Genomic DNA, 18,670 nt, shown 5'->3' with positions numbered 1-18,670 from the left:
TTATCGGCACTATCTTAGCGCGATGAAGACCCGCAGCATCTTGCGACCCCGCGTTTGTGAACACCGTCGTGAAAAATGCGGGGCTGAAGGGCGGGGGAAAAGCAGGGGCGCCTAGCCAAGAGGTGTTACGGCAGGTATCCGCAGGCTGGCGACAAAACCCCCGCCAGGCGCATTGCGCCACGCCACGCTGCCGCCGTGCCATTCGGCGGTCCGCGCTACGATGCTCAGGCCAAGCCCCGTGCCCACGCCGCCTCGGGCCTGGTCTCCGCGCAAAAAGGGGCGCCCGAGATGGGGCAGGAGTTCGGGTTTGACGCCCGGACCGTGGTCGATGACCTGCACCACCGCATCCATGCGGTCGCTACTGAGACGCACCTCAAACGGTGCGGCACCATAGCGTTCGGCATTGTCCATCAGATTGCCGATGCCTCTGCGCAGGAGGCTGGGTCTTACGGTGACAGGAAGCACCTCCGGGCTGTGAAGCTGCCAGGCGTCGGGTTCAGTGCGCAGGGCGAGCAACTGACCGACCAGCGTCACGAGATCGATCTCGCGTCGTGGCTCATCACGACCATCGCGGACGAAGGCGAGGCATTGCTCCAGGGCGTTATCGAGTTCTTCCAGATCTCCGACCATCGCATCTCTGCGTTGCGGATCGCTGGCATCGCCCAGCTCCAGCGCCAGTCGCAAGCGTGCCAAGGGGGTGCGCAAATCGTGCGAAATACCGGCCAGCATTAACTCCCGCTCGCGTGCCGCATGACGCAACTGTCCACCAGCATGACCGATCGCCTGTGCGAGCTCTCGCACCTCACGCGGACTGCCTTTCAAATGTGTTTGCACGACAGGTTCGCCGGCCAACAGTTCGCGTGCATATTGGGCGAGGCTTTCCAAAGGCCGCGTCAGCACACGTGCGGCAAGCGCAGCAATCACCCATGCAATCAAGCCGGCCAGGATCATGACCACCATGGTGGATGCGAGTACCTGGCGACGATAACTAACGGCACGCAAGACCATCCATCGCCGCGGATCACGCGCACTACGTACCCAGATCTGCGGCTCCGGCACTTGCGTCACCACTACCCGCGATGGATCACCCAACACTTCTCCGACAACACGACCGATGTCCCGCAGCATCGCCGACACGCGAATGAGGCTTGGCGGCGGAGTCGTCGTAGAAAAGTGCAGCCCCATTTGATCGAGTGCATCCAAGGTCCGATCCGCATCAGGATCGTTGCGCACGGAAAGATCATCTGCCGCCAGCACGGCAGCCGCGGTGAGATGCCCATAGGTCTCACTGCCCATCTTGAGGCTGACCCGTGCCGATAACATCGCGGCAAGCGTCAAGGCGAGCACCAGCGCAATGGCCACCAGACCGAGGATCAGGGAAAACGTGGTTGGGGCACGCTTCAAGCACGCTCTCCTTGCAATACAAAAACGTACCCTTCGCCCCACACGGTCTGAAGCCAACGCGGCTGGCGCGGATCGTCTTCAATGTAGCGGCGCAAGCGCGAGACCATCACGTCGATGCTGCGATCGAACGCTTCATGGTCTCTTCCTCGCGCAAGCGCTACCAGCCGCTCGCGGCTCAGGGTTTCGAACGGATGCGTTACAAGCGCGGCCAGCACGGCAAATTCACCGCTGGTCAGTTTCACGGGCGTACCGCTGTCAAGCAATTGACGGGTGGACAGATCGAAGCTGAAGCGGCCAAAGTTCACCGGCGCTTGCTCGGCTTGCGGGGCCCCTACCGGTGTACGCGGACGACGGCGCAATACGGCACGAATGCGCGCGACTAGCTCACGCGGATTGCAAGGCTTGCCCAGGTAATCGTCGGCGCCGATTTCCAAGCCCACGATGCGATCGACATCATCGCCCTTCGCGGTCAGCATGATGATAGGTGTGTCGATATCCGCCGCACGCAATTCGCGGCATAGCTGCAATCCATCGGCGTCCGGCAACATGAGATCCAGCACGATCAGGTCCACGTGGCGCACAGCAAGTTCGCGTCGCATCGCCGCTGCATGCGGCGCTCCATATACCTGAAAACCTTGCTGGGTGAGATAGCGCTCGATCAAATCGCGCAGGCGCAGATCGTCATCGACGACAAGAATGTGCGGGTTATCCATGTTGCGACTATCCCCTGCCCGGCAGTCGACGGACAAGCCAGCTGGCTGCTCTTTTGTAAGCAAATGTTTCCAGCCCTGCGCCCTGCAACAAATGCTCACATTTAGCCGAACTTGGCAATACCTGATTCAGGCATGTGCCCGAAGATGCAACCAAGCCAGCCATTTGCGCTGCGCTGCAGCCCATCCTTTTATACGTAAGGAGCACACCATGAGCCTGAATCCCACGCTGCGCTTGGCCGCATTTGCCCTGGCATGTGCCACGACGCTTGTTGTTGCCAACCCCGTAAGCGCACAAACCCGTTTCCATCTGCGCGGCGCGCGAGGCGTTCGCGGCTCGGCCGTCAGCGGCGGCTATACCACGGCATCCGGCGGCACCATCCAGCACCAAGGCGGACGCATCATTCATGGTGCCAACGGCGGCAGCTATGTCGGTCACAACAGCTACACGCACTATGCGGATGGCTCGGCATCGTCCAGTCACACGAGCAGTGCTACGACTGCGGCAGGTGGAAGTTTCAGCAGCAATGGGGCTTATTCACGCAGCTCCACGGGCGCAGTGGCCGGTAGTTCCCAGACCAGCGGCAGCGGGCCTCGTGGCACTTACAACGCCAGCACCTATACGGCGAACGGCGTCACGACGCATGACACGAGCGCAACCAACCACGCCACCGGCGTTACCTATAACGGCCAGACCACCTACACCAAGGGCGAAGGCTTTACGCATAGCGGTTCGTGCACCAATGCCAGTGGTGCAACGGTTGCTTGTGGGCAATAAACACGCGTCGGTCAACCTGAAGGTCTCAGTTACGAATCCTTGACTCGTAACATCTCACAACACGAGTGCAGGAGAATGCATGATGCCAAGGGGGCGTACATGAAACCCACCGCATTCAGCACGCTGTGTCGCGCCGCACTATGGTTGCTCGTCGTGCTGCCGCCTTGCGCGTGTGCACAAAGTGGCTCGCTGCGAGACGCGCTCATGCAGCGTCGCCTGCAGGCCATGCAGGCCGCGCAAGGGCCTGCAACACTGGCGGCAGGCATACAGCTCATTCGTAATGTGAGCTATGGCGACGATCCTCACCAGCGTTTTGATGTCTACGTGCCCGCCCACCCCGAGCAGGCACCGGTGATTTTTCTGGTGCATGGCGGCGCCTGGGCATTTGGCGACAAAGCCGCGCGTGGTGTCGTGCAAAACAAAGTGAACCGATGGGTGCCACGTGGCTTTGTGCTTATCTCGATTGATTACCGCATGCTGCCCCAGGCTTCGCCGCTGATGCAGGCAGATGACGTAGCTCACGCATTGGCTTATGCGCAGCACCATGTCAGGCAATGGGGTGGCGATCCCAGTTCCTTCATCTTGATGGGACACTCGGCAGGTGCGCATCTGGTAGCGCTGATCAGCACCGACACCGCACTCGCCCAGCGATACCACGCCGAGCCTTGGCTTGGCACCGTGTCGCTCGATAGCGCGGCCCTGGATGTGGTCGCCATCATGCAGGCGCGCCATTTTCCACTCTACGACCGGGCTTTTGGTGCCCAGCCTGATGGCTGGATGGCAGCCTCTCCGCTTCAGCAGATGCACGGTCCCATCGCGCCTTTTCTCGCGGTCTGCTCCAGCCGACGCAAGGATTCCTGTTCCCAGGCGCAGCGGTTCGTAGCAAAAGCTAACGCGTTTGGTTCGCGTGCATCGGTCATCGAGGAAAACAAAACACACGAACAGATCAATGAACAGCTTGGGGCTGATGCCGATTACACGCATCGCGTGGAATCGTTCATGCACACGCTGAGCCCAGCCGTTGCGCAGCGCCTTGACGGAACATGAACCTTTCCATCGCGCAGCATGAATAGCCCCCACCCGGCTAATCCTTTTTTCACCGGCGCTTGATCGCACGCGACCAAGACTCATGCTTCGCGCAGGCAATGAGGAGGTGTCCGTGAAGAAGATCGCTTTATTGACCTTGGCATTGGCCTTGGTGGGATTCGGTAGCGCGGGCCTGGCACAACAACAAGCATTGACGAAGCAGCAAATCGAAGTGCAATTGAGCCAGCAGGGTTATACCGATATTCACGACGTGGATTTTCACGATGGCGTGTGGACCGCGCGTGCTCGCAGCGGAGACGGCTCGCATGTAAAGGTGCATGTCGATCCGATTACCGGCAAGGCCTATCCGAACAAGCAGGTGTCACGGATGAGCGAAGAAGATATTCGCGCATCGCTTTCCACACAGGGATACACCCACATACATGACGTCGATTTCGATCATGGCATTTGGACGGCCAAGGCGAAGAATCCCTCGGGTACGCGCGTCTCACTGCAAATCGATGCGCAATCCGGCCGGATCATCGGTGGCGATTAGGCCTGTTTCTGCAGTCGCCTGGCAATCCAGTGATCGACCGCGAAGGGACCTGGGCCACTCAGCAGGAGCGAAGCCAGCCCAGCAAGATATAAGAGGTCCGTCTCGATGCCGGGTGGCCCGAATTTCGGCCCATCTGCGGTCACCGCCATCAGCTTGATCGACGTAAAGCCGAACTGGATGTGCACGGTGAACATGGCTACCAGCAGCACGATGGCCATGGGAAGACTGATCAAAGTGACGAAGGCCCCAAAGATCATCGCCAAGCCGCCGATGACTTCGACCAGGATGGTAAGCCACGCCATCAGATGCGGCAGCGGCGTACCTATGGCATGCACGATGGCGACGAAGTGCTCGGGGCCTTTTTGCAATTTAGCAATCCCGTGCTCCAGAAAGCCGTAGCCGACGATAAGACGAATCGGCAATGGCGCCCACTGGCGCCATCGCTCTGATACGTCGCGAAAGAACATCATGCCTTCGATCCAAACAGATGGGTGGCGTGGGTAATGGCGGCACCCGCACGCATCGCCGCGGCAATCAGTGCGACTTCCGCCAATTGCTTGTCATTCGCCCCGGCATCGCGCGCCGCCTTGACGTGCAATTCCAGGCAATAGGGGCATTGCGTGGTGAGCGCGACGGCCAGTGCGATCAGCTGTTTCTGCTGAACGCTGAGCGCACCTTCGGCAAAGGTTGCCGCATCCATGGCACGAAAAGCCTTCATTGCCTCCGGCGCGCTCTCATCCAGCTTGCTCAGACGGCTAAGGTTCTTGATGTCATACATGGCGTTTCTCCGTGCGGGAAGGGGCTCCCCCAAAGTAGGCACGCGAGCACCATACAACCATGTCCCGTCGTCCAGCGTTTGTTGCCATGCGTCGCTGCGGCGGCAGCGCAACCATGGAAAAGATTGCGCGATTGCCACGCGTGGCCACCCCACCTGGAATGACGGGTGGCCACCATCCTGGATGACCTGTTACAGCGATGTCGTAAGGTTGGTGACCCAGTCCGGCAATACGCTGATCAAGGCGGTTTCCAGCCGGTGATCGAGGCCGGTGAGGATCAACGCGCCGACCAGCACGAGAAGCACACCAAATACCTGACGGCCGCGTGCGCCTGCCGTCATCAATCGCCCCCGCCACCGTGTGATCGCGCTTTGCGCAACAAAGGCCATGATGAGCAATACCGTGGCGATGCCCAATGCGAAAGCCAGCATGACGAAGGCGACTTCGCTGAGATCCTTGCCTTGCGCGGCCAGCACGGTCGCCGCCCCCAGCGTCGGACCGACGCATGGGCTCCATACCAGGCCAAGCAAAACACCGATACCGGCCTGCCCGACCAGCCCGAAACGCTCCAGCCTGGCCTGGCGCTCGCCAGCCCAGTTTGCGAGCGGACTGATTATCTGCTCGAAACGTGTCTGCCATGCGGGAATCAGCAACACGGCTCCGACGACGAGCAGCAATAGCGCGCTCCACCAGCGAATGCTGGTGCTGTCCAATCCCACCGATGCGCCAATCGTGGCGATGGCAAAACCTGTCAGGGTGAATGACAGCACCAGGCCGGCGGCCAGGGCCAACGGCCCCAGGCGATGACGCTGTGCAGCACTTCCCAGCACGATGGGTACCAGTGGAATCACGCATGGCGACAAGATCGTCAGTGCGCCGGCGGCATATGCCACCAAAGGATGCAGATGGTCGCTCATTGCCGTGTGGTCTCACTGCGGGAAAATAGGGGGTTTGGATCGGACGGCATGATGAACTCCTTGGGGATCGCGGCCTTGATGGCCTTTGTGCATGGGTCCTTTCGCTTCATCCTGCTCTCAGGTTACGGCTGTAACCGTTCGCGCGGTCATGGCGAATAAACGTGTGGATCCACTACAGGGACTTTTCCATGTCCATCCTTCGCAAGCTTTCCACGATCGGATTGTTTAGCCTGGTGCTGACCGCTCCGCTCATGGCCCAGCCCATCCAACCCTTCAGCATGGCCACGCTCAAGGCGGCCCAGGCCTCCGGCAAGTCCGTACTGGTGGATGCCTACGCAAGCTGGTGCCCCACCTGCCGCAAGCAGGCACCGACGATCGATGCGCTGTCGCACGATCCCGCCTTTTCCAAACTGATGATCCTGCGACTCGACTACGACAACCAGACCGCTGAAAAACGCGCGCTGGGCATCGCCACGCAAAGCACGCTGATTGCCTTCCATGGCGAGAAGGAAACGGGCCGCTCCGTGGGCCAGACCGATCCCGCGCAAATCAGGACACTGGCGCAAACCGCCCTGCATTGAGCAATTGTGCGGCGTCCGGCAACGGGCGCCGCCGCTTCACCGTTCCATGACAGGCAAGGTATTGCCTTATGCTGAGTCAGTCTCAAGCACGAGAGCCGACCCATGGATGCGCGAAACGCTTTATCCGTCGTGTTGATGCTTGCCTTGACAGGTTGTGCAGCGACTGTGCCTGATCGCCAGGCCACCCGGAAAACACCGTGGGTTCGCTACACCTGCAGCGACGGGCAAATCGTGCAGGCGATGTATCCCGACACCCATACCGCCTTTATCCGTTTGCGTGATGAAACGCACACTTTGCACATTGCCATATCCGGCAGCGGTGCGCGTTATATCGGCGATGAATGGCAATGGTGGACCAAGGGCATGCACGACGGCATGCTAGCTGCGCTGGCTCCGGGTGAAAGCATAGCAAGCGCACCTGGCATCGACTGTCACGCCCCCTGACATCACACCGTGCTAACACATTGAACTCTGTCGTCACGAAGCCGTCTATGCTTCGCCACCGTAATGACGCAGAGAGATAATCGTTGCGTCATCACTCTGGTCGATACTTGGAAGCAAGGAGTATCTACCGATGGTTTCGCAGTACGTATTTCCCACCAATCGTGGCTTGTTTCGTATCGTGCGGCATGGCCACCGTTGGCGGTCGCTGATCGAGGCAAGTGAAGTCGCCCGGCATGATTCCGCGGAAGCGGCGCTTGATGCACTGCGTCAAGGCTGGCCGCAGGCACGCTTGCCGCAACACTTGAGCGAGTGGCGCTACATCGCGGAAGAAGCCGCTTTGCCGCATGCACGCCTGGCACGCGCCACCCAAACCTTCCGCGCGAAAGGATTCGATCCTTCCCAGGCACGCGTGCAGCGTTCGCGGCGCTGGTCCGGCAAATCGGCTCGCGACGTGACCGACCATGGATAATCGATCATCTTCATCGCCATCGTTCATTCATCGGCGTTGATCACACTCAGAAAATCGCGCCCATAGCGCTTGAGCTTGGCTTCACCAACACCACTGATCGCTGCCAGCTCTGCTTCGTTTTCGGGCATGGCGCGCAACATCGCCAGCAAGGTAGCGTCATGGAAGATCACATAAGCCGGCACGCCGTGCTGTTTGGCGAGGCGTGCGCGCAAGCCACGCAGCGCATCCCACAGCGGCTGTTCGTAAGCCTCGATGCCAAGGCTTGCGCCAGTGATCAGCTGGCTGTCGCGACGGCGCGAAGCGCGACGTTGTGGCCGAAGCTCTTCGCGCATGAAGACGGGATGCTTTCCGATCAGCACGTCGCGACTGCCTGCCGTAAGGCGCAGGGTTCCGTAGCCTTCGGCATCTGTCGCAAGCAATCCGACGGCAAGCAGTTGGCGAAACACCGAACGCCACTGCTTTTCGTCCATGTCCGCACCGATGCCGAAGGTGGACAACCGGTCGTGTGCAAGCTGGTTGATGCGTTCGCTCTCGATACCACGCAAGATGTCGATCACATGTCCGGAACCGTAACGTTGCCCGCTGCGGTACACCGCCGACAATGCTTTTTGCGCAGGCACCGTGGCATCCCAGGTCCTGGGCGGATGCAAGCAGTTATCGCAATGCCCGCAGGGGCCCCGGAACGTTTCGCCGAATGAAGCAAGCAGCAATTCCCGCCGGCATTGGGTGGCCTCGGCATAGCTCAGCAATGAATCCAGCTTGGAGCGCTCGATGCGCTTGCGCTCATCGCCCGATTCGGACTGCGCGATCATCTGACTGATCGTGACCACGTCGGACAGCCCGTAGATCATCCATGCGTCGGCAGGCAGGCCGTCGCGTCCCGCACGACCGGTTTCCTGGTAATAGCCTTCCATACTGCGCGGCAGATCCAGATGTGCGACAAAGCGTACGTCAGGTTTGTCGATGCCCATGCCGAAGGCCACGGTAGCAACCATGACGACACCGTCTTCACGCAGGAATCGTTGCTGATTGGCTGTCCGCGTCGCGGCATCCAGACCGGCGTGATAGGGCAATGCCTCGCTGCCCGCTTCAGCCAGCCACGCAGCCGTTTCGTCCACTTTGCGGCGACTAAGGCAATAGACAATGCCAGCGTCGCCACGATGGCCGTCCAAAAATTCCAGCAACTGGCGGCGGGGATTGTCGCGGAGCGCTACCGCATAGCGAAGATTGGGCCGATCGAAACTGGAAACAAATTGCCGCGCTTCCTGCAAGGCCAGGCGTTCAATGATTTCCTCACGCGTGCGTGCATCGGCCGTGGCTGTCAACGCAATCCGTGGAATCGATGGAAAGCGCTGATGAAGAATCGCCAGCTCGCGATATTCCGGGCGAAAATCGTGCCCCCACTGTGAGACGCAGTGCGCTTCATCGATCGCGAACAGGGCTATTTCCGTGCGGCCGAGCAACTCCAGAAAGCGCATGGTGAGCAGGCGTTCCGGCGCTACGTAGAGCAGATTCAAGTCGCCAGCTATAAGCTTGTGCTCGACGTCGCGCTGAGCGGCCGCATCCAGGCTGGAGTTGAGATAGGCCGCTGCCACGCCCGCTTCGCGCAGCGCATCCACCTGATTCTGCATTAACGCGATCAGGGGTGACACCACGATGCCGGTGCCTTGCCGCAGCAGCGCGGGAATCTGATAGCACAGCGACTTGCCACCGCCGGTCGGCATAAGCACCAGCGCGTCGCCGCCTTCGGCGACATGTTCGACGATGGCTTGCTGAGAACCGCGAAATTCGCTGTAGCCGAAGACGCTGTGCAGGATATCAAGAGGTGTGGCGGGCATGCTTGCTGGTATGTCTTCTCCCTTCCCTGGGGGAAAGGATGGGATGAGGGCCGTTTTTACGAAGCGACAAGCTTATTGCTTTCACGCATGGCGTAGCAGGCGGGGAATGGGTGAATCATCGCATTGCGTCGCGCTTCGCTCTTTCACGCTACGTTTCCTCGCGCCGAGACGCGGGAAGCGTTGCATATCCCCACAATGCGCGATCCACGTCCGCATCCAGGCCAAAGCGCGACAGCGGCACTTTGCCGTTCTTCACCTCCACCCCTTCCGCACGCAAACGGCGGCATTGCTCGCGAAACCCACGACTACCCGGCGGCATGGCGATCTGGCCGTTCGAACGCAGGACGCGGTACCACGGCAACACCATGCCATCGGGCACCTCGCCAAGCAGCCGTCCCACCAGGCGCGCCCGCCCCGGCAAGCCGGCGCGGGCGGCGATGGCGCCATAACTGGCGACGCGTCCGGGCGGAATCGCCGCAATGGCTTCAAAGACACGTAAATACGCTTCTTTCATAGCAGCGTGCACCTTCACCACGATCGTGGCAGAGTACAGTGATCCGTCTCCATTCGGATAAGCGCATGCAACACTTCGAAGCAGTGCGTTCCATGATCGGCGGCCTGCACGCGTTGCGGCGAAACGATCCCTATGTGATCAGTTTCGACCTGACGCTGCCACATGGCCGTCACCAGGGTATTTATCTGGCCGAGCTGGAAGACGAGAACGGGCGCCGTTACCTGCGCATTTCCACGCCCATCGGCCCACTCGCGGGCACCGATCCCAAGCGATGCCTGCGTTTCAACTGGGAACAGCGCAACGGCTTTCTTGCTGTTGCCGACCTGGATGGTTCGCCCTATCTGCACTTATGTGAAAACCGTCCGTATGAATTACTGACGCAGCAGGAGTTGCAACGGCTGATCCGTGAACTCGGCGCGCTTGGCGATCAGTTGGAACAGGCGATCGTCGACGTCGGCGACAGCTTCTGAGCGTATTACATTAGGTGGGATGGCCACCTGTACCGCATCAGGCGTACCGCTCCGACACGGTGCACAAGCCGGCCCTCTAACCTAACTGCTTCGCGACATATACGAAGGCATACGCGATCAACGCGGTGACCGGCAAGGTAAGAATCCACGCCCACACCATCCGCTCCACGACGGACCAGCGAATCGCGTTGAAGCGCTTGGCCGCACCCACGCCCATGATTGACGACGACACGACGTGGGTCGTCGAGACCGGCAGACCGAACATCGATGCACCGAGAATCACCAGCGCGGAACTGCCCTCCGCCGCAAAACCATTGATGGGATGCAGCTTCACCATCTTGTGGCCGAGCGTCTTGATGATGCGCCAGCCGCCACCGGCCGTGCCACCGGCCATGGTGAGCGCGCATACCACCGCCACCCAGGCCGGCACGGCGAAACCGTCCGCCGTGGATGTATGGATGCGCAGGAACGACAGCCATGCCGGCAAGTGATCAAAAGTTCCTGCCGTCGTAGCACTGGCCAGCGCCAACGCAATGAGCCCCATGCTTTTCTGTGCGTCGTTCATGCCGTGCGCCAGACCCATGGCACTGGCGGACAAAATCTGCACCTTGCCGAAGAAGCTATTCACGAACGGTGTGCGCCCCAAATAGCGCAGCACGCCTTTGCGCGACGCAAACCAGGCCAGCAGTCCATAGAGCCCCCCCATCAGCAGGAAGCCCAGCGCGAAGCCCATGACGGGTGACACCACCATCGGCATCACGACTTTCGGCAGCACGCCCTTGCCTTCCCACCAATGCGCGCCGCCGTGCGCCCAGATCACTGCCGCAAAACGTCCACCGGATTCGGCAATCGCGGCGCCTACCAGCGCACCCACCAGCGCATGGCTGGAGCTGGACGGCAAACCCAGCCACCAGGTAATCAGGTTCCAGACTATGGCCGCCAGCAAGGCGCAGATCAAAAGCTGCGGTCCTGCTTCCACCACCCCGGTATTGACGATACCGGCGGCGATAGTGGCCGCCACGGCGGTACCCCACAGCGCACCGATCATGTTGGTGACCGCCGCCAACAGCACAGCCTGCCCCGGTGACAGCACCTTGGTGGCGACTACGGTGGCAATGGAATTGGCGGTGTCGTGAAAACCGTTGATATAGGTGAAGACAAGCGCGATCAGCACCACTATCGCGACAAGACCGAGACTCATGCGTCGACTCCCTCGGTTCCTGCCAATACGAACAGCGCCATGTCTGGGTCGTACGACAACCGACCCTGTTCTGCCGGGAAGAAAAGTGCGATGGGATGGACGATGCCGGCGACGGGAGATGATGCTTCGGCACTCAAGCAGGGGAACGCGTGCAAGGCGTGTTCCTCAGGAATTTTTCAAGACAATGGAATAAACGATGTTGCCGACATCGCGGCACTTATCGATGGCTTTTTCGATCAGTTCGAACAGATCCTTGGCCAGCATCGCGCGCATGGCGTCATTGCTTTCGATATAGAGCGTTCGGTAAGGCGCCAGCAGCATGCGGTCGCCTTCTGATTCGAGCATCTGCATGCGGTCTTGCAGCTTTTTCACAGGATCGATGCGCAATCCGTTGCGGAGCTGCCCGATCATTTCCGCTACCACGTCGGTGGAATGGGCCAGCACCAGCGCGCGCTGGCCGAAGTCCACCCCGGCCAGGCGGCCCCCGACGATCTCATAACGCTCAGCGAATTTCTCGACCCCCTTGGGGATCTTGTAGAGGGCGCTGTTGAGCGCCTCGATATCCTCGCGATCCAGAGCCGTAACGAAGGTATTCACCAGCTCCTCGCTGATCCGCGCCGCCAGGTTCTTTTCGCGCGAGCGGGCAGCCGCGAAGGCGGCCATGATGGGTGCATGGTCGGGCTGGGTTACCAGCTCATGCAGGGCTTTGGCGCTTTCACGGGCGGCTTCGGCGCTTTGTTCCAGCAGCCCGTAGAACTTGTCGCCTTTGCCAAAAATCGTCTGGAGAGAAAACATGCAGGTAGGACCCGGCAGCGGGGATGGGGTAAACGTGACGCGCATGTTACAGGACGATGACAAAAGCTTGGATGGGGCTTTTCCGAAGCGCGGGTAAGGGAGAGCCGCGACAGAGGCCAGGTGCCTGTCCCGCTCCAAGTCCCGTGCCTTACACTGAGGCCATGCCACGACCATCTGCCCCGTCGCGATGCTGACCACAATCGCGCTCGTCCTCGTCCTCGCTCTCTGCAACGGATTCTTCGCGCTCTCGGAAATGGCGCTGGTCGCCTCGCGCAAGAGCCGCCTGAAGCAGATGGCCCGCACTAGCCGCCGAGCCCGGGTTGCTCTACGGCACGCCGAGGCGCCGGAGCATTTTCTTTCTACCGTGCAGGTGGGCATCACCCTGGTCATGCTGATTACCGGCGCCGTGGCCGGGGACGCTGTAGGCAAGCAAATCGGCACTTTGCTGCATGACGGCCATGTCGCATGGTTGGAGCCTTATGCCCGTGTCGTTGGGATTGTGCTGGGCTTCGTAGTGATCTCCTTTATCCAGATCGTGGTCGGCGAACTGGTACCCAAGCGCCTGGCACTCTCTGCCCCCGAAACGGTATCGACCGTCGTCGCCATGCCAATGCTGGTGCTTTCACGCGCCACCGCCCCGTTCGTATGGATGCTCAACCGCTCCAGCAGCCTGCTGCTGGCGTTGTTGCGGGTGAAAAATCGCGGCCAAAATGCAGCAACGGAAGAAGAAATCCGCCTGCTGGTGGCTGAAAGCACGGAACAGGGCGTGCTGGATGCGGACGAGCAGGCCATGGTCAACCGCGTGCTGCGCCTGGGCGATCGCACCGTGGACAGCGTGATGACACCGCGCACACGCATTGCATGGCTGGACATGAATGCGCCGATGGAGGAAAACCTGGACGTGCTGCGGCAGACCTCTTATTCGCGCTATCCCGTTTACCGCGACGACGAGAGCGACATCGTCGGGGTGATGGAAGTAAAGAGCCTGTTGGGTGGCATCGCTACCGGTAAGCTGGAGCTGTTCCGTACCCTCGCCAAACCGCTGTATGTCCCTGCTACCGCCCGCGCGCTCGATTTGCTGGAAGAGTTTCGCGATGCGGAAACGCCCATGGCACTGGTGGTGGACGAATACGGCGACATCGAAGGCGTGGTGACGCTGAACGATCTGCTGGCAGCCGTAGTCGGCGCCAGCCAGCTTGGTCATGGCAGCGAAGAAAGCGCGCCGATCGTGCAACGCGAGGACGGCAGTTGGCTGGTCGACGGTTCGATTTCCACCGACGATCTACGTGAACTGTTGCATGTGGATCTGCTGCCGGGGGAAGACGAACACGACTTCCGCACTGCCGCCGGCATGGTGATGGCAGCGTTCGGCCATATCCCGCAAACCGGCGAGGTATTTACCTGGCGCGGCATCCGTTTCGAAGTGGTCGACCTGGATGGCGCGCGCATCGACAAACTGCTGATCGTGCCCGCGCCGCAGATCGAATTGACTGACGACGAACAGTAATTGAGCTAGCGACGTCTAGCGTTTCGAATTATTTCTTTTCCCTTGCCAAGTGAGCCATGCGCTGCGCGTCAGCAAGGATGCCGTGCAGCATGCGCAGCTCGCGCTCATCCATCTGTGCACGCTGAAACAACTTGCGCAAACGCAGCATGATCGTGGTCGGCGCACGGCCTTTGTGGAAATCGATGTCGTCCAGCGTCTGCATCAAATGTTCGTAGAAGCGCTCCATCTGTACTGCGTCCGCAGGGGGTTCATCGTGCAACGGCGGTGGCGCCAGCAATGTCTCGCTCAGTGCCGCGAGACGCAATTCATACGCCATCACTTGCACCGCCTGCGAGAGGTTGAGTGAACTGAAATCGTCCACGCTTGGGATACGTACCATGGCATGGCAACGTGCCAGTTCTTCGTTTTCCAAGCCGGTACGCTCGTTGCCGAACACCAGCGCAACCTGCTCGCCGCGCGCCGCTGCCGCGAGCGCCTGCGTGACAGCTTCGCGCGGTGTCAGCTCGGGCAGATTCACTCCGCGGCGACGCGCCGAGAGGCCGAACGCGAGATTCGTACCGGTCAGCGCCTCAACCAGTCCAGGATGAACACCGGCCTCAGCCAGCACATCGTCGGCGCCGGCCGCCATGGCCGTAGCTTCCCGATCCGGGAAACGATGGGGGGAAACCAGGTTCATGCGCGCAAACCCCATGGTACGCATGGCACGCGCTGAGCTGCCGATATTCCCAGGATGAGAAGTACGGACGAGAACGAAACGGATGCGGCTGGCCAAGTCTGTATCAACAGTCATGCGGGAGTACGGCAAATGCGAAGGTTGGGAAGAATAGTAGAGAGTCGGCAGCAAGGGGGCAGTGACACAGGAATAGCGGTGCGTGATGAGGGCACGCAAACGGATGCAAGCCGCTTCGCCTGCTATCCGGCTTCGTTCCCGTACCTGTCTCTCGCGCCGCCCTCCCCCGCTCTGTTACCATTTCCGTTCGCTAACCCGTTCTTTTGCCAAGCCAAAGCCATGACCAGACCCGCCGTCAACGTCGCGGTACGCGCCGCGCGCTCCGCAGGTAACGTGATCCTGCGTTACATGAACCGCATCGACGGCCTCAATGTCGTTGAAAAACAACGCATGGACTTTGCATCCGAGGTCGACCGTTTGGCCGAGGCTGAGATCGTCAAGGAATTGCGCCGTGCCTATCCCTCCCACGCCATCCTCGCCGAGGAAAGCGGTGCGCTGGGCAAGGGGCCACTGGTTTGGGTCATCGATCCACTGGACGGCACGCATAACTACCTGCGCGGCATTCCCCATTTCAGCGTTTCCATTGCCTTGCTCGAAAAAGGCGAGCCGGTCTACGCCGTGGTGTTCGATCCTCTGCGCGATGAGTTGTTCACAGCCAGCAAGGGAGACGGTGCCTACCTCAATGATCGCCGCATGCGTGTCAGCAAGCGCGAAAGCTTGGCAGGAGCGATGATCGGTACCGGATTCCCGTATCGACAACGCGCGCATCTGGACGCGCAGTTGGCCATGACCCGTGCCCTGCTCGCCCAAGCCGAAGATATCCGCCGCTCCGGTTCTGCCGCACTGGACCTGGCCTACACGGCTGCCGGCCGTTATGACGGATTTTTCGAAATCGGCCTGAAGCCGTGGGACATGGCCGCCGGTGCGTTGCTGGTACGCGAAGCAGGCGGCCAGTATTGCGACTTCGCCGGACGCGATGGCATTCCGCAGAGCGGCAACATTGTGGCCGGCAACCTGTATGTGGTGAAAGCCATGGTGGAAGCCATCGGCGAACAAGCGACGCCAAGCTTGTTGAAGGCCTGATGGCTGCCCTCAGCACCTTCTGCATCTTCGCCTGACATCCCCGCTGTCGAAGATGGCGTGATGCGCCGTCCTTCTGGCTAAGGTCTGGCTTAAGCGCTATCTCTCGTTTTCACCGCGCGAAGAGGGCCGGTTATCGATCGGACTGGCCGCGCATGAAAAATCAACGCATGCGGGTTCCGAAGGACGCCCCATCGCTCCCTCCTCTACCGTGGATCGACGCTACTCAGGCGAGTGGCACACGGCCTCGATGTTGTGCCCGTCCGGATCAAGAACGAATGCGGCGTAATAATGCTGATGGTAATGCGGGCGAATGCCCGGCGGTCCGTTGTCACGACCACCTGCTGCCATGGCGGCCTGGTAAAACGCATCGACTTGCGCGCGACGCTCGACGCGAAAAGCCACATGCACGGCAGGGCGATTCGGCACACCTTCGTTGATCCAGAAATCCGGCCGGGGCGGTTCGCCGAACGCTGCTACGTTGGTATAGCCCGTCACTGACGCAGGAATTTCCATCAGCAGCGCATAACCGATCGGTGCAAGCGCTTTGACGTAAAACGCCTTGCTGTTTTCAAAATGGCTGACGGAAATGCCGGTGTGGTCGATCATGTCTCACTCCCCAATTATCCCAGGTCGGAAACCATCATGCAGGCAGGTTCGGCTGCCAAGATACATCAAAGCAATCACTGGCTTTCAGCGGATTGTTTGAGCAGAAGAACGTCCGCCGTTTATCCCGAACGCAACTTTCTTGATGGAATCGTCGACACCGATCTTCGCAACATACATGCTCGCTCGGATGGCTCGCGCAGACAGGGTTTTCGCGCCGCGGTGTCGTATGCGATGCCTGTCAACATTTTAATTTGATCGCGAAATAGCAGGACCTGCGTGCTCACGAAAACGATCGAGGCACCCATGACAGCCGCATCCCAGCAAACCACTCAGGAAAGCAAACTCCGAAAACGATTTGATGCAGCATGCTCGCGTGGCATGAAAGCACCCATTGACATGCGCGATCGCTGACTTCTCGACTTATGGATGCTCGTCGCGCAGAAGACCCCGCAAAAAAGGGACGGTAACTCGCCGTTGAGCAGCCAGCGAGGCCTGGTCCAGGCGATCGAGCAGGTCGAGCAAGGCACCGAGGTCACGCGCGTAACGGGCGAAAAGCCAATCGAGCACAACATCGTCCAATACGATGCCGCGCAACGCAGCCTGGTTTTTCAGCACTATGCGGCGTTCGGCATCGTCCAGCGGCTTGAGCGTGAACTGCGTGCATGCACCTAGCCGCGATCGCAGATCCGGCAGCGTGAGCGCTAGTTGGATGGGTACGCACTCTGCCGCGAAGATAAGCGCAGCACTTTCAGCGCGGGCACGGTTGTACAAATCGAACAGCGCATGTTCGGCATCACGATCACCTGCGAGCAGATCCAGATCGTCAAGCGCGAGAAAGGGGCTGCCAGCCACCCCGCGAATCACGCTCACGTAATCACTCAAGCGTCTTAGTGGAAGATACTGCACCGTGCGCCCTGCTTCGCTGGCTGCTTGACAAGCCGCCATGAGCAAATGGCTTTTACCGCTACCAGCCGGCCCACTCAGATACAACCATGGCGCGCCTGGCTGGACGGCAAGCGCCCGCACAGCAGCCAGGGCTGCGGCATTTGAACCAGCGTGGAAGTGTTCAAAACGTTGGCGGCGAGGCCAACGCAAGCCCAATGGCAGCTGCGCAGTCATGGCTTATGCGTATCGCCGTCGACGCTTCGCTCGACCTCGACATCCACTTCTGCGATGAGGCTATCCGGCGACCCTTCTTCGGTATACAGGTCGCTAAGCTTGTAGCGTTGCGCGAGATAGCGCAGCAATACCAGGATGACCGATGCGGCAGGCAGCGCGAGCAACACCCCAAGGAAGCCAAACAGATAACCGCCGGCAAGCACTGCGAAAATCACGGCAACCGGATGAAGGCCGATTTTTTCGCCCACCAGCCGTGGCACCAACACATAGCCCTCGAGCAGCTGCCCGACCACAAACACGCCCACCACCATCAGCAAGTTCGCCCAGTCGCCGTGCTGCACCAGCGACGCAATGATCGCAGCGGCAAAACCTGTGATGAAACCCAGATAAGGCACAAAGCTGAGCAAGCCAGCCACCATGCCAATCAGTGGGCCCACCGAAATGCCAGCCACGGTAAGTGCTCCGCCGTAATAGATGGCCAGTGCCAGCATGACCAAAAGCTGTCCGCGTACGAAGGCGCCTAGCACGGCGTCGGATTCGCGCGCGAGATGCGCGACGGTCGGCTCGACGGAACGCGGCAGCATGCGATCGACCCACGCGACCAGGCGGTCCCAGTCGCGCAGCAGGTAAAACCAGACCACCGGGATCAATACCAGGTTGGTCATCCACATCACCACGCCGAAGCCAGAGCGAGAGAGGGTGCCGATCACACTACCGATGGAGCCGATGTGTTCCTTGATTTCGGCAAGCAGGCGATCGGTATCGAATGCCCTGGGATCCAGATGCAGTTTGACCTGCAGCCACGGCAGCGCTTTATCCCTGGCCCACTCCACGTAGTGAGGAAAGTTTTGCACCAGGTTTTCGATTTGCCTGGCGATCAAGGGCACCAGCAAAAGCAAGGCTGCCGCAATCACCAGGATGAGCACGACAAAGACAATGCTCACGGCCAGCGAACGCCCCAGGCCCAACCGCTCCAATCGGTCGGCCAGGGGATCGCTGAGATAGGCGAGCATGGCGGCCACGGCAAAAGGCATCAGCACCGGAGCAAGCAGCCAGATCAGCAGCCCGATGACCAGGATGATCGCCAGCATTTGCCAGCGGCGGGATGTCTCTTGGCTTAAGGACACGAAAGACTCGTCGTCAGAG

Annotated in this window: 22 protein-coding genes; 9 read left to right on the top strand and 13 right to left on the bottom strand. The window is 60.2% G+C overall.

Features of this window, described 5'->3' with window-relative positions:
• Positions 1-111: 111 nt before the first annotated feature.
• Together AC4HNJ_RS00240 and ompR are read right to left on the bottom strand one after the other, a co-directional pair.
• A complete protein-coding gene (locus AC4HNJ_RS00240; RefSeq protein ID WP_490477532.1) occupies positions 112-1,404 on the bottom strand; it encodes an ATP-binding protein in 1,293 nt (430 codons plus the stop codon).
• Complete coding sequence (gene ompR, locus AC4HNJ_RS00235) at positions 1,401-2,117, bottom strand: osmolarity response regulator transcription factor OmpR (RefSeq protein ID WP_490477531.1); 717 nt, start codon at positions 2,115-2,117, stop codon at positions 1,401-1,403. Before ompR ends, AC4HNJ_RS00240 begins: the two co-directional genes overlap by 4 nt.
• 208 nt (positions 2,118-2,325) lie before the next feature.
• Between ompR and AC4HNJ_RS00230 the strand changes: the two genes are divergently transcribed.
• The 3 genes from AC4HNJ_RS00230 (at position 2,326) to AC4HNJ_RS00220 (ending at position 4,474) form a co-directional block, all read left to right on the top strand.
• Positions 2,326-2,892 (top strand): hypothetical protein, encoded by a 567-nt coding sequence (locus AC4HNJ_RS00230; protein WP_490477530.1) that lies wholly within the window; start codon positions 2,326-2,328, stop codon positions 2,890-2,892.
• 99 nt (positions 2,893-2,991) lie between these two features.
• Positions 2,992-3,939 carry an alpha/beta hydrolase gene (locus AC4HNJ_RS00225; protein WP_490477529.1) on the top strand — a complete coding sequence of 316 codons (948 nt, stop codon included), beginning with the start codon at positions 2,992-2,994 and terminating at the stop codon, positions 3,937-3,939.
• A 112-nt stretch (positions 3,940-4,051) separates the two neighbouring features.
• Positions 4,052-4,474 (top strand): PepSY domain-containing protein, encoded by a 423-nt coding sequence (locus AC4HNJ_RS00220; protein WP_490477528.1) that lies wholly within the window; start codon positions 4,052-4,054, stop codon positions 4,472-4,474.
• On the opposite strand, the gene AC4HNJ_RS00215 is transcribed toward AC4HNJ_RS00220, so the two are convergent.
• The 3 genes from AC4HNJ_RS00215 to AC4HNJ_RS00205 form a co-directional block, all read right to left on the bottom strand.
• Entirely contained in the window at positions 4,471-4,944 is a 474-nt protein-coding gene (locus AC4HNJ_RS00215) for a DoxX family protein (RefSeq protein ID WP_490477527.1), read from the bottom strand. The genes AC4HNJ_RS00220 and AC4HNJ_RS00215 overlap by 4 nt on opposite strands.
• Positions 4,941-5,252: a carboxymuconolactone decarboxylase family protein gene (locus AC4HNJ_RS00210; protein WP_490477526.1), complete on the bottom strand. Its 312-nt coding sequence runs from the start codon at positions 5,250-5,252 to the stop codon at positions 4,941-4,943. The genes AC4HNJ_RS00215 and AC4HNJ_RS00210 overlap by 4 nt, the downstream gene beginning before the upstream one ends.
• A gap of 189 nt (positions 5,253-5,441) precedes the next feature.
• Positions 5,442-6,167, bottom strand: coding sequence for a cytochrome c biogenesis CcdA family protein (locus tag AC4HNJ_RS00205; protein ID WP_490477525.1), 726 nt, complete (start codon positions 6,165-6,167; stop codon positions 5,442-5,444).
• Positions 6,168-6,355: 188 nt separating this feature from the next.
• Between AC4HNJ_RS00205 and AC4HNJ_RS00200 the strand changes: the two genes are divergently transcribed.
• From AC4HNJ_RS00200 to AC4HNJ_RS00190, 3 genes are all read left to right on the top strand, one after another.
• Positions 6,356-6,748, top strand: a complete 393-nt coding sequence (locus tag AC4HNJ_RS00200; protein WP_490477524.1) for a thioredoxin family protein — start codon at positions 6,356-6,358, stop codon at positions 6,746-6,748.
• 102 nt (positions 6,749-6,850) lie between these two features.
• Positions 6,851-7,192, top strand: coding sequence for an MliC family protein (locus AC4HNJ_RS00195; RefSeq protein WP_490477523.1), 342 nt, complete (start codon positions 6,851-6,853; stop codon positions 7,190-7,192).
• Between the two features lie 130 nt (positions 7,193-7,322).
• Positions 7,323-7,661, top strand: a complete 339-nt coding sequence (locus AC4HNJ_RS00190; protein ID WP_490477522.1) for a hypothetical protein — start codon at positions 7,323-7,325, stop codon at positions 7,659-7,661.
• 23 nt (positions 7,662-7,684) lie between these two features.
• Here the strand turns inward: AC4HNJ_RS00190 and recQ are convergent, their stop codons facing one another.
• The gene (gene recQ, locus AC4HNJ_RS00185; RefSeq protein WP_490477521.1) at positions 7,685-9,499 is read right to left on the bottom strand and encodes a DNA helicase RecQ; all 1,815 of its coding nucleotides are present in this window, start codon (positions 9,497-9,499) and stop codon (positions 7,685-7,687) included.
• A 148-nt stretch (positions 9,500-9,647) separates the two neighbouring features.
• Entirely contained in the window at positions 9,648-10,013 is a 366-nt protein-coding gene (locus tag AC4HNJ_RS00180; RefSeq protein WP_490477520.1) for an MGMT family protein, read from the bottom strand.
• 65 nt (positions 10,014-10,078) lie between these two features.
• On the opposite strand from AC4HNJ_RS00180, the gene AC4HNJ_RS00175 reads away from it, so the two are divergent.
• Positions 10,079-10,483: a hypothetical protein gene (locus tag AC4HNJ_RS00175; RefSeq protein WP_490477519.1), complete on the top strand. Its 405-nt coding sequence runs from the start codon at positions 10,079-10,081 to the stop codon at positions 10,481-10,483.
• A gap of 76 nt (positions 10,484-10,559) precedes the next feature.
• Here AC4HNJ_RS00175 and AC4HNJ_RS00170 read toward each other — a convergent pair whose 3' ends face one another.
• Together AC4HNJ_RS00170 and AC4HNJ_RS00165 are read right to left on the bottom strand one after the other, a co-directional pair.
• Positions 10,560-11,684, bottom strand: coding sequence for an inorganic phosphate transporter (locus tag AC4HNJ_RS00170; RefSeq protein WP_490477518.1), 1,125 nt, complete (start codon positions 11,682-11,684; stop codon positions 10,560-10,562).
• A gap of 165 nt (positions 11,685-11,849) precedes the next feature.
• Complete coding sequence (locus tag AC4HNJ_RS00165; RefSeq protein WP_490478070.1) at positions 11,850-12,479, bottom strand: DUF47 domain-containing protein; 630 nt, start codon at positions 12,477-12,479, stop codon at positions 11,850-11,852.
• Positions 12,480-12,666: 187 nt separating this feature from the next.
• Between AC4HNJ_RS00165 and AC4HNJ_RS00160 the strand changes: the two genes are divergently transcribed.
• Entirely contained in the window at positions 12,667-13,986 is a 1,320-nt protein-coding gene (locus AC4HNJ_RS00160) for a hemolysin family protein (RefSeq protein WP_490477517.1), read from the top strand.
• 28 nt (positions 13,987-14,014) lie between these two features.
• Here AC4HNJ_RS00160 and AC4HNJ_RS00155 read toward each other — a convergent pair whose 3' ends face one another.
• Complete coding sequence (locus tag AC4HNJ_RS00155; protein WP_490477516.1) at positions 14,015-14,776, bottom strand: RNA methyltransferase; 762 nt, start codon at positions 14,774-14,776, stop codon at positions 14,015-14,017.
• 219 nt (positions 14,777-14,995) lie between these two features.
• Between AC4HNJ_RS00155 and AC4HNJ_RS00150 the strand changes: the two genes are divergently transcribed.
• A complete protein-coding gene (locus AC4HNJ_RS00150) occupies positions 14,996-15,799 on the top strand; it encodes an inositol monophosphatase family protein (RefSeq protein ID WP_490477515.1) in 804 nt (267 codons plus the stop codon).
• Between the two features lie 219 nt (positions 15,800-16,018).
• On the opposite strand, the gene AC4HNJ_RS00145 is transcribed toward AC4HNJ_RS00150, so the two are convergent.
• The 3 genes from AC4HNJ_RS00145 to AC4HNJ_RS00135 form a co-directional block, all read right to left on the bottom strand.
• Positions 16,019-16,405, bottom strand: coding sequence for a VOC family protein (locus tag AC4HNJ_RS00145; RefSeq protein ID WP_490477514.1), 387 nt, complete (start codon positions 16,403-16,405; stop codon positions 16,019-16,021).
• Between the two features lie 420 nt (positions 16,406-16,825).
• Complete coding sequence (gene hda / locus AC4HNJ_RS00140) at positions 16,826-17,524, bottom strand: DnaA regulatory inactivator Hda (protein WP_490477513.1); 699 nt, start codon at positions 17,522-17,524, stop codon at positions 16,826-16,828.
• The gene (locus AC4HNJ_RS00135; protein ID WP_490478069.1) at positions 17,521-18,615 is read right to left on the bottom strand and encodes an AI-2E family transporter; all 1,095 of its coding nucleotides are present in this window, start codon (positions 18,613-18,615) and stop codon (positions 17,521-17,523) included. Before AC4HNJ_RS00135 ends, hda begins: the two co-directional genes overlap by 4 nt.
• Positions 18,616-18,670 lie beyond the last annotated feature (55 nt).

Source organism: Dyella sp. SYSU CM1112, from assembly GCF_058216415.1.
This window is presented reverse-complemented; position numbering and strand designations above follow the sequence as displayed.

Coding starts and splice junctions, on each gene's coding strand:
- ompR (WP_490477531.1), bottom strand. CDS start 2,117: ATGGATAACCCGCACATTCTTGTCGTCGATGACGATCTGCGCCTGCGC.
- AC4HNJ_RS00230 (WP_490477530.1), top strand. CDS start 2,326: ATGAGCCTGAATCCCACGCTGCGCTTGGCCGCATTTGCCCTGGCATGT.
- AC4HNJ_RS00225 (WP_490477529.1), top strand. CDS start 2,992: ATGAAACCCACCGCATTCAGCACGCTGTGTCGCGCCGCACTATGGTTG.
- AC4HNJ_RS00215 (WP_490477527.1), bottom strand. CDS start 4,944: ATGATGTTCTTTCGCGACGTATCAGAGCGATGGCGCCAGTGGGCGCCA.
- AC4HNJ_RS00210 (WP_490477526.1), bottom strand. CDS start 5,252: ATGTATGACATCAAGAACCTTAGCCGTCTGAGCAAGCTGGATGAGAGC.
- AC4HNJ_RS00205 (WP_490477525.1), bottom strand. CDS start 6,167: ATGAGCGACCATCTGCATCCTTTGGTGGCATATGCCGCCGGCGCACTG.
- AC4HNJ_RS00200 (WP_490477524.1), top strand. CDS start 6,356: ATGTCCATCCTTCGCAAGCTTTCCACGATCGGATTGTTTAGCCTGGTG.
- AC4HNJ_RS00195 (WP_490477523.1), top strand. CDS start 6,851: ATGGATGCGCGAAACGCTTTATCCGTCGTGTTGATGCTTGCCTTGACA.
- AC4HNJ_RS00190 (WP_490477522.1), top strand. CDS start 7,323: ATGGTTTCGCAGTACGTATTTCCCACCAATCGTGGCTTGTTTCGTATC.
- recQ (WP_490477521.1), bottom strand. CDS start 9,499: ATGCCCGCCACACCTCTTGATATCCTGCACAGCGTCTTCGGCTACAGC.
- AC4HNJ_RS00180 (WP_490477520.1), bottom strand. CDS start 10,013: ATGAAAGAAGCGTATTTACGTGTCTTTGAAGCCATTGCGGCGATTCCG.
- AC4HNJ_RS00175 (WP_490477519.1), top strand. CDS start 10,079: ATGCAACACTTCGAAGCAGTGCGTTCCATGATCGGCGGCCTGCACGCG.
- AC4HNJ_RS00170 (WP_490477518.1), bottom strand. CDS start 11,684: ATGAGTCTCGGTCTTGTCGCGATAGTGGTGCTGATCGCGCTTGTCTTC.
- AC4HNJ_RS00165 (WP_490478070.1), bottom strand. CDS start 12,479: ATGTTTTCTCTCCAGACGATTTTTGGCAAAGGCGACAAGTTCTACGGG.
- AC4HNJ_RS00160 (WP_490477517.1), top strand. CDS start 12,667: ATGCTGACCACAATCGCGCTCGTCCTCGTCCTCGCTCTCTGCAACGGA.
- AC4HNJ_RS00155 (WP_490477516.1), bottom strand. CDS start 14,776: ATGACTGTTGATACAGACTTGGCCAGCCGCATCCGTTTCGTTCTCGTC.
- AC4HNJ_RS00150 (WP_490477515.1), top strand. CDS start 14,996: ATGACCAGACCCGCCGTCAACGTCGCGGTACGCGCCGCGCGCTCCGCA.
- AC4HNJ_RS00145 (WP_490477514.1), bottom strand. CDS start 16,405: ATGATCGACCACACCGGCATTTCCGTCAGCCATTTTGAAAACAGCAAG.
- hda (WP_490477513.1), bottom strand. CDS start 17,524: ATGACTGCGCAGCTGCCATTGGGCTTGCGTTGGCCTCGCCGCCAACGT.
- AC4HNJ_RS00135 (WP_490478069.1), bottom strand. CDS start 18,615: ATGCTGGCGATCATCCTGGTCATCGGGCTGCTGATCTGGCTGCTTGCT.